The following is a 14,086-nucleotide window of genomic DNA, read 5'->3' on the forward strand; positions in this document are numbered from 1 at the left end:
CAGGTACGCAGCCCGCACACCCCAGCCCCCGAAAGTACGTCACCGCCCCGCTACCAGGTGACTTGCCCGCTGACCGGCTTTTCAGACGCCCTCTAGCGATGTCCGGCGTCCTCGACCGGGGCGAAGGACCCGCCCGGGCACACCCGTTGTGCCAAGCTTTGGCCCATGGCCAATCGCGATGATCTGGGCGCCTTCCTCCGACGCCGGCGGGCTTCCCTGACTCCGGCCGAGGTCGGGCTGCCGACCGGGACGAGGCGCCGTACACCGGGGCTGCGCCGGGAAGAGGTCGCGAGCCTTGCCGCGATGTCCTTCACCTACTACGAGCGGCTGGAACAGGGACGTGGTCCGAACCCGTCGCCGTCGGTCCTGGCCGCGGTGGCGGCGGCACTGCGCCTGGACCGGCAGGAATGCGAGTACCTGTACTCCCTGGCCGGTCACGCCGTGCCCGTCACACCGACCCCGGCCGGGTACGTCGACCAGGTCCTGCACGCTGCGATGGCCGCCATGCAGCCGACCGCCTGTGCCGTCATCACGGATCACCTCGGCACCGTGGTGGCCCAGAACCAGCTCAGCGTCGAGCTGATCGGGAAGGTCGTCGGCGCACCCGACCGCGAGGACAACCTGATCTGGCGATGGTTCACCCAGCCGGACTGGCGGGCCCGATGCGGACTGGAACAGGACGACGAGGAATGGACCCGTTCCATCGCCGCCTATCTGCGAGGCGCCACGGCCCGGTTCGCGCCCGATCCCACCGGGGTGGAGCTGATCGTGGCGCTGCGCGCCGCCAGCGACGAGTTCGCCCAGCTGTGGAGCAACCCCGACGTGACCGCCGTCTACTGCTCGATGAACGCCGTATCCCATCTGCGCACCGGACCGATCACCCTGGAGTGCGGTGTCGTCCTCAGCCCGCTCAGCTCGCACCGGCTGATGCTGCTCCAGCCCGCGCCCGGTGAGTCCGCCGAGCGCCTGGCCGCCCTGGTCCGCTGAGCGCGCCGGGTCACGCGCGGTTCCCGAGACCGCCCGTGGCGTGGGGCGCCTTCCGAAGCATCCGGAGGGTGTCGACGACACTCTGATGGATCATCAGGCCCTCCTCCCACGGGGCCGCATGGCTGCCGGTGAGCCGGTGTCCGTGGGCGATCCGGAGTCCTGCGGTCTCGCTCAGAGTGGCGGTCATCCGCTCTCGCTGGGTCATCGGTACGAGCTGGTCCTCGGCGCTCTGCTCCAGTACGACCAGACGGGGCGAGTGTCCTTCGCGGATCCGCCCGGCGATGGCCATCGGGTCGAAACCGGCTGGACTCGCATCCGGCCACGTGCCTTTGTCCGCCCCGAACGCCCTGGACAGGAAAGCCTCGTAGTCGTCACGGAGGTGGGCGTGGGAGGCGCCCAGCCCGGCCGCCGTCACAAGTGCCGGGAGGTCGTACAACCCGTTCAGGCCGAGCAGCGCCGCAGGGCGGGGCGGGCCGGGAAGGTGATCGAGACCGTAGTGCCGCGGAGGCTGGAGGACGGACTGCGAGGCCAGGCAGGCGCCGCAGCTGTGGCCGGACAGGATGTAGGAGTCGTCGGTGAGGCCGAGGGTGCCGAGCAGCGCCAATCCGTGCAGCACGTCGCTGAGGTGCTGCGGATGGACTGCCTCGCGAGCCGGGTCGGTGTGATTGCTTTTGACGGCGTCGTAGGGAACAGGGGGATCCGTCATGACAGGGGGAGCGGGATAGTCCATCTGGGAGACCGTGTAGTTGAGGGACGCGATGGCGGTGAGCCCGGTCGCCTCCTCACCGGAGAGGACGCCGTCGGAGAACGCGTGGGCGACAGTGGGTTCGATCGAGGCGGAAGTGAGCCGTGGGTCGCGCCAGGCGCCGCCGTGGATGTGCACCAGATACTGCGGGCGCCGCGCCGGGGAGTCGGCTCCCGGGAGCGATGTCACCGGGGTACCGACGAGTGCGGCGGTCCGTGGAGTCCACGGCAGGTAGACGCTGAGGTTCTGGAGGCGGTTGGCGTTGAGGAAGTAGGGGATGTCCTTGGCGGCGACGACCGGGATACGACGATCGAGACGCGGGCTCGTCACCTCGGCGGACTGCCACCGGGCCGACCCGGCGGCCCGGTGTTCGTCAAGGCACCCGTGGCCGGTCACTGTGCCTGACCCTTCCGGCCGGACACCGAGGTGCCGGGGGCGCTCAGCTCGATGATGGTGCCGACGTTGTCGGTGACGAAGGCGATGCGCCGTCCGATGGCCGGTATCTCCATGGGGCCGCCGATCAACGGCACATCGAGTGCGAGCAGTCGGGACACCGCCGCGTCGAGATCCGCCACAGCGAGGCAGAAGTGGTGCAGGCGGGACGTGCGCATGCTCGTGAGGGCATTCTGCGTGGGCTCCCCGCCCCGGTTCGACGCGCCCGCGAGCAGCTCGATCTTGACGTCGCCCGCGGTGAGGAAGACGAACGTCGTGCCGTGGGCCTCGAATCGCCGCTCGACGGCGAAATCGAGGTTGCGTGAGTACCACGCGACGGTGGCGTCCAGGTCTTCCGGCACAACGGTGATGCCCACGTGATCGTGGGAGAAGGTGAAAGTCATGCCGTCAGAGTCACCGGCCGCCGGAGCGCCGACCAGAGAGCGCGATTCGGTAGGAAAACCGCTACCACCTTCGGTGCGACCCCCGGTGCGACAATCGGTCTCATGACCGCCGACATCGCGAAACTCGGCCCCATGCTGCGTACCTGGCGCGGTCGCGTGTCACCTGACGCTGCGGGACTGCCCAGCGGTCGTCGGCGACGCGTCACGGGGCTGCGCCGCGAAGACCTCGCGGAACTCGCGGGGATCTCGGTCGACTACGTGGTCCGCCTGGAGCAGGGACGCCATGGGACTCCGTCGGCGCAGGTGACCGCTGCGCTCGCCCGCGCTCTGCGGCTCACCGACGCCGAACGGGACCACCTGTACCGGCTGGCCGGGCTCGCCCCTCCCGCCGAGGGAGAGATCTCGGACCACATCCCTCCTGGCCTCCATCGCGTACTGAACCGGCTCGGCGATTCCGCGACCGCCGTGTTCGCCGCGGACTGGCAGCTCATCTGGTGGAACCGGTGCTGGTCGGCATTGCTGGGCGACCCCTCCGCACGGCCGCGGTTGTCACGGAACTTCGCTCGTGACACCTTCGCCCCCGCAGGAGCCGTCCCCAACCTGTCGCACTGGCCGGTGACCTCGCTCAGCCAGCCGCAGGTCGAGATTTCCGTCGTCTCCGACCTGCGCCGCGCCACGGGGCGGTTCCCGGACAGCGCACGCCTGACGGGCCTGATCCGGGACCTTTCGACTGACAGCCCGCGCTTCACCGAACTGTGGGCCTCCGGCGAGGTCGGCGCGCACCGGGAAGACCACAAGATCGTCCAACACCCGGTGACCGGGCCGATCGCGGTGGACTGTGACGTCCTGACCGATGGCGACGACCAACGCAAGGTCGTGATCCTCACCGCGGCTCCCGACACCGAGGACGAGACCAAGTTTCGCCTGGCGGTGGTGGCGGGCAGTGCCCACACCGCTTGACGGAGGCTGTATTCGTCTATCTGAGCATCGGCTTGACGCTCTTTCCTTCCATCGCGACGGTGAACCTTGGTGCACTGTCGACTGTGAATTTCCGGGCGTTCTTGTGTGCCCAGTTTTCCTGAGGGATGTCCCGTAGACGATCTCCCGGCCGGTGGGGTGTCATGGCTCGGGCTGCTCAATCAACCGGCGATGGCGAGGCTGTGCATCTGGGCGATGCCGAGCATGGCGTGGTGGACGCCGTCGCATTTGAGGCGACAGTCGCGGCGTATTTTCCAGGTCTTCATTCGGGCGAAGACGTGCTCGACGCGGGCTCGTACCTGCTTGTGGGACTTGTTGTGGTCCTCTTTCCAGTCCGGGAGTTCGCTCTGACCGCGCTGTCGGCGGTGCGGGATGACGAGTCCGGTGCCCGGGTAGCAGCCGTCAGCAATCGTGAGGGTCTTGCCGATGGCGTCCTTGGCTCCGGATTCCTCCCGCGTCTTGCAGTCGTTTCGGTTGCCGGGCAAAGGCCGGCCAACCACTACGATCAGGCGGATGTCGGCGTCGATGACGACTTGGTGGCTGGTGGAGTACCGATAGTTCTTCGACCGCTCGTCGATCGTGTGATCGCGGGTGGGGACCAGGGTGCCGTCCACGATGAGAACGGCGTCCTTGGCGAACCGCTGGCGGAACCTGAGCGCAAGCAGGGGCCCGAAGTGATTGACGACTCGGCCAGCCGTGGACTTTGAGATGCCGAACAACGGAGCGAGCTGCCGCAACGTCAGATTGGTACGCCAATGGGCCGTGACCAGCAACACTCGGTCCTTCAGCGGCAGATTCCACGGTCGGCCTCGGGGGACCACATCTGTTCCATCACGCCGCAAGGTGGTCGGCAGTCTGTCGAAGCACCGCGGGCTCAGCCCTGCGAACGGGGTTATCCAGGACGGTCCGATGCCGTGATCACACTCGCCACATCATGATCATCACTCAGGCCGACCCCATGCCGAGGCAATCGCACAGCTACGCTGATCAGGGCAGCCGACAGCTCGCAAGACCTGGGGGAAACCGTGAACCGACCGCTGCTGTTCCTCGACGTCGACGGGCCACTCAACCCCTATGCAGCCCAGCCGGAGAGGCGTCCCGAGGGCTACACCGCACTCAGAGTTCCGCGAGACGACACCCATCAGGACGACAGAGGCCTCGCGTCCGGACGGCGCCCCCTGCATGTCTGGCTCAATCCAGAGCACGGGCGAACACTTCTTCAACTCGGCTTCGAGCTGTGCTGGGCCACCACATGGATGGACGACGCCAACCGGTGGATCGCACCGGTCCTCGGACTCCCGGAACTTCCCTTCGTCGACTTCGGCGACGTCCTACTCCAAGAACGCCCGGATGGAGTCCACTGGAAGACCGGGCCGCTGGTGGACTACGCAGCCGGCCGCCCTTTCGCGTGGGTGGACGACGAGCAGAGCAAGCTGGATCAGACTTACGTGACCGCCCACCACCAAGGGCCTGGCCTCCTGCACCACGTCAACCCGCGGATCGGTCTACGGGAGAACGACTTCCACACGCTCGCCGCCTTCGCCCGATCCCTGGACATCTCACGAACCACCGGCTGAGCACCTCGCCAGCACTTCAGGCTGCTCCGTACTCGGGACCAAGAGCTTTGCGGCACCGCCCTTAGAGCAGGAGTGTCAACGGTCAGCGAGATTCTGTTCCCATTACTGTCGTATCGAATTCAGTACATGGGTGAAGTTATCTCCCCGGGCGACTACGAGATCGGGAATCGAATCAGAGGCGAGTGCGCTGAGCTTTTTCCAACCTAACTCTGATGCGTGGTGAAGGCCGTCCTCGTCCTTCACCACGCATCAGAAGCTGTGTCACATCCGGTGATCTAGTACTCCAGCCGTAGATCGCGATCTTCGTAGTCTGCGGTGGGCTGGCGCGTAGGGTGCCGGGATGATCGCGATGCCAGAGGAGTTTGCGCAGAGCACCGTCGACCGCGAGGGGGAGGCCGGGGCGGCGTGGCTCGCCGAGCTGCCCGGGATCGTGGAGGAGTTGCTGGGGCGCTGGGGGTGCGTGCCGGATGGTGAGGTCATGCATGGAGGCGTCGGCGTCATCGTTCCGGTACGGCGGAGGGCTGGGGAGAGCGCCGTGCTGAAGGTGTCGTTTCCGCATCCCGGCAACGTCCATGAGCCGGATGCGTTCGTTGCGTGGGGCGGATGCGGTGCCGTCCTGCTGCATGAGCGTGACGACGGGCGGTTCGCGATGTTGCTGGAGCGGGTTCAGCCGTCGACCCTGGCGGAGGTCGAGGACGGCGACGAGGTGGTGACGGTCGCCGGGCGGCTCAATCGCCGCCTGGCCGTCCCCGCCCCGCGCGCCCTGCCCCGACTGCGTGAGCAGGCCGATGCCTGGGAGGAGCAGTTGTGCGAGGACGCCGGGGAGCTGACGCATGCCCTGTCGCGGCAGGTGCTGGATGCCGCCGTGGCGACCGTTCGGGAGCTGGGCCGTTCCCAGCCGGACACCCTCATCCATGGGGACCTCCATGCCCGGAACATCCTGCGTGCCGACCGAGAGCCGTGGCTGGCTGTCGACCCCAAGGGGTACGTGGGAGATCCTGCCTACGACGGCGGCACACTGCTGAAGTCCCGCGCGCTGACGCTCCTCGAAGCGGATGACCTGCGCAAGGCTGTCCACCGCATCTTGGACGTCTTCGCCGAGGCCGCGGAACTCGACCGTGAACGCGTCCAGCGGTGGGCCCAGTTCCACGCTGTCCAGGCCGCGTTCTGGGGCCGCCGCCACAGTTTTCGTATCGCCCGCAGCGGACCACGGCTGGACTGGCTTACCGAATTCGCCGACCGCCTGGCAGAGTTGCTGACCGAACGCTCGTAGTGCGTGCTGGTGTTGGCCGGGTCCGGCGGGCGGACGACTGCGGCCACCGTTGATCATCGTTAGCTGTGCTCGGGTTGCTGTCGGACCTGCCGCGCAAGAATTGCTGGACGCTCGTCGAGCATGCAGGGGACGCGACCCCGTACGGTCTGCAGCACCTGCTGTCGAGGGCCAGGTGGGACGCCGACGCGGTACGCGACGACGTCCGCGGTTTCGTGGTCGAGCGCCTGCACCACCAGGACGCGGTGCTGGTCGTGGACGAGACCGGCGACCTGAAGAAGGGCACGCACACGGTGGGCGGGCAGCGCCAGTACACCGGCACCGCCGGGCGCATCGAGAACAGCCAGGTCGCCGTCTACCTCGCCTACTCCACCCCGCTCGGGCACGCGGCGATCGACCGGGAGCTCTATGTCCCGCGTTCCTGGACCGAGGATGTGGCCCGCGGCCGATCCGCCGGGATCCCCGAGGCCATCAGCTTCGCCACGAAACCGGCGCTCGCCGCCCGCATGATCGGCCGTGCTCTGGACTCCGGCGTCGCCGCATCCTGGGTGGCCGACGACGAGGTCTACGGAGGCAACCCGCACCTGCGAGGCGAACTGGAGAGACGCGAGATCGGCTACGTACTCGCCGTCGCCTGCGACCAGCAGATCACCACCCACGGGGGCAAGCTCCGCGCCGACGCCCTGGTCAAGAAGCTGCCGAAGCGGGCCTGGCAGAGGCTCTCCGCTGACGCGGGCGCCAAAGGGCACCGCGTCTACGACTGGGCCCTGGCCGATGTCGCCGGCGACCGGCCCGGCCACCACCAGCTCCTCGTCCGCCGCAACCGGCGCACCCGTGAACTCGCCTTTCTACCGTTGCTACTCAGCCAACTCAGCCGCTCAGGTACCGCTGTCCATCCTGGTTCGGGTCGCCGGACGCAGATGGACGGTCGAGGAAACCTTCCAGTCCGGCAAGGGCCTGGCTGGACTGGACGAACACCAGGTCAGACGCTGGACGTCCTGGCACCGTTGGGTCACCCTCGCGATGCTCGCCCATGCCTTTCTCACCGTTGTCCGCGCCGACGAACACGCCCGGCGCCCGAAGCCTGACGAGCTGATACCGCTGACCTGCAACGAGATCCAGCATTTGTTCACCGCGTTCATCGTCCGGCCCGCACGCGATACGGCCCACTGGCTGAGGTGGTCCCACTGGCGACGCCGCCACCAGGCCCGATCCCAGATCAGCCGTTACTAGCGACAAGCCGTCGAGACATGAAGATCGCGATCCACTGCTGGAGTACTAGGCACTCAGTGCCTGGGTAGTGAAGTGCGGTGATCTGTGACGCCTTGTGATGGATGGCGGATTCGCTGAGTTGTGGGTCTGGTCTGGTCCGTGTTCGGGCGGAAGGGCGACAGCCCGTATACGAAGCGATGTAAATCTGATCTTTTGTGGTGACTTTGGAGCGCTCGGCGGTGCCTGTCGGGCATACGCGGGCCGGAGCCGGGCGTGGCCGGTGAAGTTCCGGTCCTCACGGCCCGCTGGGGAGCGTGTCCCGTGGTCCCGGCGGTCGGCAGCGTGCTGTGTGAGCATTTCGATGATCTGGTGGACCGGTCGGTGGAGCTGGTCCGGGTGATGACGGGCTGCCAATTAACGTCGGGAGACATCGCGTTGGAGATCGCTTCGTCGCGTACACACGGCGGGGAATGGGGTGTTCACGATCGGGGCGATCGGGGCCGACCAGTGCCTTCGCGGCTCACCGACGCTCGTTCCCCGTGTGTGCAGTGGTCGTTCCCCGTCTTCTCAGGGGCGGCGGTGATACGCCTTGTTGGCGATGCGCCAGCTGTTGTCGGCGTGGACCAGCAGGAAGATGTCGATGAACGTGTCTGCGCCGTGCGAGAGCGTCATGGTCGCGGTCGCGACGGTGCCGTGGACGTCGAGGGCGTCGATGCGGCGGGAGCGGGTCGGTTCGTCCGGGGCCGGCAAGCCCCGGAAGAGGGCGCAGTACTCGTCCAGGGGCCAGGAGACGAATGCGCCGTCGCGGATTCCCTCGATGTGGGCGGTGGGAAGGAACGCGTCGCGGAAGTGGGTGGGATCGCCGGTGGCGTGTCCGCGGATGTAGGCGCGGAGCGGTTCGAGTACGGAGTCTGCTGCGGAGGGGGCCGTGGCGGCGAGGGCGATGTCGGCTTCAGAGTCGGCTGGGGTGTCGGGCAGGCCGACTGCGCTGCGCAAGGGGGTGTTGGACGCGGCGGCCAGCAGAGTCATGTCCTTGGCCGCCGCGCCGATGGTGAATTCGGCCGTGCCAGCGCCGGGCCGGCCGGTGAGGAAGGGGCGTTTGCGGGCCGCGAGCCCGCCGAGCTGGCCGAGTTCGAGGACGTCCAGTACCTGGGCCCGGGGCAAGTCGAGGGCGTCGGCTTGCCGTAGTGAGTCGCGCAGCGCGAGGACAGCACCGGCGAGGCTGTGGTTGGCGATCAGCTTGAGGGCGGCGGCGGTGGGAGCGTCATCGACAGACCGTACGGTGCCCAGCGCGTCCAGCACCGTTCGGACTCGATCAAGTGATTCCTGGTCGGCGGCGGCAAGGATCTGCAGGGCTCCGGCAGCGGCAGCCGGTACGGAGCCGAGTACGGGCGCGTGGATGTAGGCCGGGCCGAGTTGTCGGGCCAGGGCCGAGGCTTCGGCGGGGGCGATGGTGCTGGTGTTCAGGACCATCGCCCCCGCACGCAGGGAGTCACGGACGTTGTCGAGGACCTGCTGGCAGGCGGGGCCGTCGAACAGCGCCAGGAGCGTGAGGTCGGCCTTCGCCACGGCGTCGTTCGGATCGCCGGTCGTCTTGACGGCGCCTGATGCGCGCCCGGAGCGTGTCCAGCCGACGACGTCCCAGCCCTGGGTGGCCAGTCGTGTCGCGATCGCCTCGCCCATACGCCCCAGGCCGAGGACGGCGATCGTGTGCGGTGTGGTCATGCGCGCCAGAGTGGTGCACCACGAGGGCTGCGACAAGCGCATATTGTGCAGGCTGGCTCTGCGGGCTACGCATACTGGCTGGGCATGCTGGTGCCATGGACCTGACCGTGTGGCGGACCTTCGTGACCGTGTGCCGACTCGGGTCGCTGTCGGCGGCGGCCACCGAGCTCCATCACACGCAGTCGGCCGTCTCCCGGCAGATCGCCGGGCTGGAGCGGCAGCTCGGCGTAGCGCTGATGGAGCGGCACGCGCGCGGTGTGCGTCCGACGCCTGCCGGCGAGGTGTTCCGCCACCATGCCCTGGCCACGCTCAACGAGGCCGACCGTGCCGTACGCGCGACACGAGAGGCAGGCGACGGGGCGTTCAACCGGCCACTGGCTGTCGGTGCGACGCCCTCTCTCGCCGCAGGGATCGTCCCCGAGGCCATCCGGGCCCTGTTGCAACAGGCCGGTTCCATCCGGTGGAGTCTGCTCCCCGGCTCGACCGCGCAGCTGCACTGCCGTGTGGTCACCGGCGACCTCGACATCGCTGTCGTCACGGATGCACCACCAGGACTGCCCCATGACCCGCGGGTCGAACGCCGGTTCCTCGGACTGGACGCCATGGTTGTCGCGCTGCCCGTGGACCACCCACAGGCGGAGCGCGGGCCGGTGCACATGCGGGCATTGGCCGACCAGACCTGGGTCGAAGACAACGAGGGCTCGGCGGCACTCCTGCGCCAGCACGCCGCCCGCGCCGGAGTCAGCGCCCGCATCGACCTCACCGCGGCCGATCTGCCCGGCAAACTGGCCCTGGTCGCTACCGGTCACGCCATCGCGCTGATACCCGGTGTGCTGACGCGCGCGCTGCGGGCCGACGTCACCACCACGCCCCTCGTCGATCCCCCGACCCGTGGGATCTACGCGATCACACCGCGCCGCGACCCCCACCCCCACGCGGCGCCCCTGCTGGACCACGTCGCTACGGCCTTCGCTTCGGTCCGTGCGGCCCAAGTCGATTGCCGGCCGACCGAGTCGGACACCCACCGATCGCCTGGCCACCGAACGCTCGCAGCAGGCACGGAGTGCCCATAGATCACCGAATGTGAAACAGCTTCTCAGCTTGTTCTTTAACCTCCGGCTGTCCGGTGACGGCGCAGGTTGATCTCCAGTTCACACCTGATGCGAGGTGTGGTTGGCGCTCGGCGCATGATGACCGTCATGGAGAGCATGGTCGAGAAGATCAAGGTCTGGTTCCGGTTCGTCCCCCGCGAGGGGTGGTTCCCGCAGGACATCGAGGGTCTGTGGGCGACGAAGCTGAGCGACGACACGGCCTGTGTCGAGAATGCCCCTTTCCTTCAAGACGGAGTGGCCGAGGGCGACGTGGTGAAGTACCAGACCGACTCCGACGGGCTCCACTGGGCTGTCGGACAGGTCAGCTCCTCCGGTTAACTGCACGATCCGTGTTGTACCCATACCCACTGGTCCCCTGGGCGACAGCCCACAGGCGGTTCATCAGCGCCTCTCGCCGTTCGGACTTGGAGGCGAGGTCTTCAGTGAGAGCTTCCCGATGGTGGCTTTCACCGTGCCAGCAGGCGCGGACTTCGCCGGCATCAAGGCTCTCCTGGCACGGGGGCAGACGGAGGAGTGGTGGCACTACGAGGTCGGCTGCGGCACCGGCGAATGGTGGAGCGCCTGACTTATGCGGGAGCCTGCCGCCCCTGCGCTTCGAGTCTTGCCCTCTACTCGAAAGCGCCCTCGAACTAGGCCACTCACCTGGACGTTCGCCGGACACTGGAGCGGCCTTCGTCTTCATGTGCTCCGGCCAAGGTGCACCGATCGAGACGCAGGCCTTGAAGGTGAGTCTGCTGCCTGACGCCGGTCCCGGGGAAGCGTTCGCGAAAGCGTCACGCATCATCGAGGGCACGCTGATCAGCCTCCGCGTCGGCCGCCTGCCCGGCGGAGGCGGCCCGCGCTCCCGCTGTGGCTGTGGTCGTCCGCCACCGGCTTGAACAGCGAGGACGTCGACGTGCGCTGGCAGGCTTTCCTGAGGAGGTTCGACATCGAGCACCTCTTCAGGCTGATGAAACAGACCCTCGGGTGGACCCGTCCGAAGCTCCGGACCTTCGCGGCCGGCGAGCGCTGGACCTGGCTGATCATCGCCGCGCACACCCAGATCCGCCTCCTGCGCGGGGCCGCCGCCGACATGCGGCGGCCATGGGAGAAGCCCGCCGAGCCCGGCCGGCTCACCCCGGCCCGCGTCTGCCGGGGGCTTCGGAACCTGCGCCCGCACCTGCACTGTCCGGCCCGTGGGCCGAAACCATCAACTCCCGTACCTGGAATGCCACTTGGCTCGAAGAACCTCAGGCCCGCCACCCGCTACGACGTGGGCAAGACCACCAGGCGCCCCGAAAGCATCACCGAACGCGATCAGCTCAGCGGCGGAACACGACGTCAGAACGGAACAGCCAGCCCAGCCTCGCGCAGTCGAAGCAGCGCCATGCCCATGCACTCGGCGACCGAGGCCCCGTCGGCCCTCATCCCACCGTCCAGCGGCCCACCAGAAGCGGCGAATGTCCACGCCGGCTGACCGTCACGCATCCGCTCCGCATCGACCCGGATCATGGCACCAACCCCCTGCTCGCCAAGCCACTCCAGGATGGACAGCGTCACGTCCTCGACGCCACTGTCCAGGTTCACCTTGGGCCGCTGCCCCATCCCCTTGGCCATGGCAACAATGCTACTCAGCCCCTGATCGGGTCGCGTCACGCACTCTCAAGGCGACTCGGATCATAAAGAACAAGCTCAGAGTGAGGTTGGAAAAGGCTCACTATGTCGATCGATCTCAGCTCGGACGTACGGCCACAGCCCGTCCATGCTGAATCGCCGAGTCGTGACGTTGCTCCACCTCGATCGCGGACTGTCCAGCCGGGACTTGACGAGTCTGCCCAACCACGTAGACCTCCTCGTGCCAGAGCCGCAGTAACGAGGTACCGCGGCAACTGGCAGGCGAGGGCTGCGCCCACCTGCGGGGCAGGCAGGCGCAGGCAGAACGGCGCGACGAGTGGACTGCGACCCGCTCCTCCATGGAGTTCGACCGGCCGCACTCACCGCACAGCCTCCGCCTCCGCCTCCGCGCCCTACTCCGCCTCCCCGAACGCGAGATCCCGTTGGAAATCCTCGTGGAGGTGCACGATGCGCCACCGCTCGCTGGAGTGGCGCAGCACCGCCGTGTTGCGGATCAGCCGTGGCGGCAGGTCGACGTAGTCGACCCGTAGCCAGTACCGCGCCAGGGCCAGGTCGGCGAAGACGTCGATGATCTCGCCGTGAGCCTCAAGGCCGGTCTCCTTGGGGCCGGATTCGGCGGAGGGTCGGCTGTCGCGTACCTGGTCCAGTTCCGTCTTCCCGCAGATGAGGTCCGTGGTCGCCGAGTCGAAGACGGTGGCGTCCGGGTCCAGACAGGAGTCGATGCGGGCACGATCCCCGGCCGTGAAGGCCCGGTACATGCTGGTGATCACCTCCCAGACCGCGGCGAGGTCGGCGGGGGACCCGCCGGGGCGGGCGCCGCCGGTCGGGAGCGGCGGGACGGTGGCGTGCATGGGCGCGGGCTCCCGTGGCGAGGCGGAGGATCGAGGGTCTGCGGTCGTCACGGCAGGACGACCAGCTCGCGGCTGGTGCGGTTGAGCCGCTCGCCGCCTTCCTCGGCGCAGATCACGATGTCCTCGATGCGAGCCCCGAACCGTCCGGGAAGGTAGATGCCCGGTTCGATCGAGAACGCCATACCGGGTTCCAGCACCAGTTCCGAGCCGGTGAGGATGTACGGCTCCTCGTGGCCCTCCAGGCCTATCCCGTGCCCGGTGCGGTGGATGAAGTACGGTCCGAAGCCCGCGTCCGTGATCAAGTCCCGTCCGACGGCGTCGAGTTCACCGGCGGTCATGCCGGGGCCGATGGTGGTGGTCTGGAGGTTCTGGGCGGCGAGCAGGACCTCGTGCAGCCGCAGGTAGTCCGCCGGCGGCCGGCCGACCACGTAGTTGCGGGTGCAGTCGGAGCAGTAGCCGTCCTCGGTCGTCCCGCCGATGTCGACCAGCACCGGGTCACCGGGGCCGATCACTCGGTCGGAGACCTCGTGATGAGGGCTGGCGCTGTTCGGGCCCGAGCCGACGATGACGAAGTCGGCGCGGACATGCCCCTCGGCGACGATCGCCTCCGCGATGTCCCGCGCCACCTCGCGCTCGGTACGTCCGGCCCGCAGCCACTCGCCCATCCGGGAGTGCACCCGGTCGATGGCGGCCCCGGCCCGGCGCAGTGCCTCCGCCTCGTCCGCCGCCTTGCGGATCCGCAGCATGCTCAGCACGTCTCCGGCGAGCGCCTGATGCGTGTAGGGGAGCGCGGTGCGGAAGGCGCTGGTCTTCTCGGCCCACATGTGGTTGTCCACGGCGACCCGGCCGTTCGGGCGCCGGAGCCGGGAGGCCACCAGGGCGTACGGGTCCTCCGTCTCGACCCAGCCGGTGATGTCGATACCGAGGGTCCCGGCGGGGGAGGCGTGTGCGGCGGCCCGCTCCAACTCCGGTACCACGAGGAAGGGTTCACCCTCGGCGGGCAGGACGAGGCAGGTGAGCCGCTCCAGCGGCTTGGCGTCGTATCCGGTCAGATAGCGCAGATCGGCGCCGGGGCTGATCAACAGCGCGTCGAGTCCGGCGGCTGCGGTGGCCTTGCGGGCGCGCTCCAGCCGGTCGGTGAGGTGCAGGGCGGTGGTGCTCACTCGGGGGTTCTCCGTA

The 14,086-nt window shown here is 68.2% G+C and carries 11 protein-coding genes and 4 pseudogenes; 8 read left to right on the forward strand and 7 right to left on the reverse strand.

Annotated features, from left to right (window positions below; translation table 11 throughout):
* Positions 1–165 precede the first annotated feature (165 nt).
* Positions 166–987: a helix-turn-helix transcriptional regulator gene (locus ACIQPR_RS41730; protein WP_403660302.1), complete on the forward strand. Its 822-nt coding sequence runs from the start codon at positions 166–168 to the stop codon at positions 985–987.
* A 10-nt stretch (positions 988–997) separates the two neighbouring features.
* On the opposite strand, the gene ACIQPR_RS41735 is transcribed toward ACIQPR_RS41730, so the two are convergent.
* On the reverse strand, positions 998–2,062 hold the full coding sequence (locus tag ACIQPR_RS41735) for a hypothetical protein (RefSeq protein WP_403660304.1): 1,065 nt from the start codon (positions 2,060–2,062) through the stop codon (positions 998–1,000).
* Positions 2,063–2,124: 62 nt separating this feature from the next.
* A complete protein-coding gene (locus ACIQPR_RS41740; protein WP_403660307.1) occupies positions 2,125–2,568 on the reverse strand; it encodes a VOC family protein in 444 nt (147 codons plus the stop codon).
* 102 nt (positions 2,569–2,670) lie between these two features.
* Here ACIQPR_RS41740 and ACIQPR_RS41745 point away from each other — a divergent pair, with 102 nt between their 5' ends.
* Entirely contained in the window at positions 2,671–3,528 is an 858-nt protein-coding gene (locus tag ACIQPR_RS41745; RefSeq protein WP_403660310.1) for a helix-turn-helix transcriptional regulator, read from the forward strand.
* A gap of 179 nt (positions 3,529–3,707) precedes the next feature.
* On the opposite strand, the pseudogene ACIQPR_RS41750 reads toward ACIQPR_RS41745, so the two are convergent.
* Positions 3,708–4,477, reverse strand: a pseudogene (locus tag ACIQPR_RS41750) (transposase).
* A 94-nt stretch (positions 4,478–4,571) separates the two neighbouring features.
* Here ACIQPR_RS41750 and ACIQPR_RS41755 point away from each other — a divergent pair.
* The 3 genes and pseudogenes from ACIQPR_RS41755 to ACIQPR_RS41765 all read left to right on the forward strand — a co-directional run bounded on the left by ACIQPR_RS41755 (position 4,572) and on the right by ACIQPR_RS41765 (position 7,626).
* Positions 4,572–5,123, forward strand: coding sequence for a hypothetical protein (locus ACIQPR_RS41755; protein ID WP_403660313.1), 552 nt, complete (start codon positions 4,572–4,574; stop codon positions 5,121–5,123).
* A 340-nt stretch (positions 5,124–5,463) separates the two neighbouring features.
* Positions 5,464–6,396, forward strand: coding sequence for an aminoglycoside phosphotransferase family protein (locus tag ACIQPR_RS41760; protein WP_403660316.1), 933 nt, complete (start codon positions 5,464–5,466; stop codon positions 6,394–6,396).
* Positions 6,397–6,461: 65 nt separating this feature from the next.
* Positions 6,462–7,626: pseudogene (locus ACIQPR_RS41765) on the forward strand (IS701 family transposase).
* A gap of 546 nt (positions 7,627–8,172) precedes the next feature.
* Here ACIQPR_RS41765 and ACIQPR_RS41770 read toward each other — a convergent pair.
* Positions 8,173–9,372: a nuclear transport factor 2 family protein gene (locus ACIQPR_RS41770; protein WP_403660318.1), complete on the reverse strand. Its 1,200-nt coding sequence runs from the start codon at positions 9,370–9,372 to the stop codon at positions 8,173–8,175.
* Between the two features lie 53 nt (positions 9,373–9,425).
* Between ACIQPR_RS41770 and ACIQPR_RS41775 the strand changes: the two genes are divergently transcribed.
* The 3 genes and pseudogenes from ACIQPR_RS41775 to ACIQPR_RS41785 all read left to right on the forward strand — a co-directional run.
* Positions 9,426–10,403, forward strand: a complete 978-nt coding sequence (locus tag ACIQPR_RS41775; RefSeq protein WP_403660321.1) for a LysR family transcriptional regulator — start codon at positions 9,426–9,428, stop codon at positions 10,401–10,403.
* 87 nt (positions 10,404–10,490) lie between these two features.
* A pseudogene (locus ACIQPR_RS41780) lies at positions 10,491–11,007 on the forward strand (DUF4265 domain-containing protein).
* 214 nt (positions 11,008–11,221) lie between these two features.
* Positions 11,222–11,745 (forward strand): annotated as a pseudogene (locus ACIQPR_RS41785) (transposase); the annotation flags it as partial.
* A gap of 17 nt (positions 11,746–11,762) precedes the next feature.
* Here ACIQPR_RS41785 and ACIQPR_RS41790 read toward each other — a convergent pair.
* The 3 genes from ACIQPR_RS41790 to ACIQPR_RS41800 form a co-directional block, all read right to left on the reverse strand.
* Positions 11,763–12,038, reverse strand: coding sequence for a hypothetical protein (locus ACIQPR_RS41790; protein ID WP_403660324.1), 276 nt, complete (start codon positions 12,036–12,038; stop codon positions 11,763–11,765).
* A 410-nt stretch (positions 12,039–12,448) separates the two neighbouring features.
* Positions 12,449–12,907 carry a nuclear transport factor 2 family protein gene (locus ACIQPR_RS41795; RefSeq protein ID WP_403660327.1) on the reverse strand — a complete coding sequence of 153 codons (459 nt, stop codon included), beginning with the start codon at positions 12,905–12,907 and terminating at the stop codon, positions 12,449–12,451.
* Between the two features lie 47 nt (positions 12,908–12,954).
* The gene (locus tag ACIQPR_RS41800; protein ID WP_403660330.1) at positions 12,955–14,070 is read right to left on the reverse strand and encodes a M24 family metallopeptidase; all 1,116 of its coding nucleotides are present in this window, start codon (positions 14,068–14,070) and stop codon (positions 12,955–12,957) included.
* Positions 14,071–14,086: the final 16 nt, after the last annotated feature.

The organism is Streptomyces sp. NPDC091280, assembly GCF_044768565.1.
Classification (GTDB): Bacteria; Actinomycetota; Actinomycetes; order Streptomycetales; family Streptomycetaceae; genus Streptomyces.

Bases quoted from the DNA above. Each gene is read 5' to 3' on its own strand.
- ACIQPR_RS41730 (WP_403660302.1), top strand. From the start codon at position 166: ATGGCCAATCGCGATGATCTGGGCGCCTTCCTCCGACGCCGGCGGGCT.
- ACIQPR_RS41740 (WP_403660307.1), bottom strand. From the start codon at position 2,568: ATGACTTTCACCTTCTCCCACGATCACGTGGGCATCACCGTTGTGCCG.
- ACIQPR_RS41745 (WP_403660310.1), top strand. From the start codon at position 2,671: ATGACCGCCGACATCGCGAAACTCGGCCCCATGCTGCGTACCTGGCGC.
- ACIQPR_RS41760 (WP_403660316.1), top strand. From the start codon at position 5,464: ATGATCGCGATGCCAGAGGAGTTTGCGCAGAGCACCGTCGACCGCGAG.
- ACIQPR_RS41770 (WP_403660318.1), bottom strand. From the start codon at position 9,372: ATGCGCTTGTCGCAGCCCTCGTGGTGCACCACTCTGGCGCGCATGACC.
- ACIQPR_RS41775 (WP_403660321.1), top strand. From the start codon at position 9,426: ATGGACCTGACCGTGTGGCGGACCTTCGTGACCGTGTGCCGACTCGGG.
- ACIQPR_RS41790 (WP_403660324.1), bottom strand. From the start codon at position 12,038: ATGGCCAAGGGGATGGGGCAGCGGCCCAAGGTGAACCTGGACAGTGGC.
- ACIQPR_RS41795 (WP_403660327.1), bottom strand. From the start codon at position 12,907: ATGCACGCCACCGTCCCGCCGCTCCCGACCGGCGGCGCCCGCCCCGGC.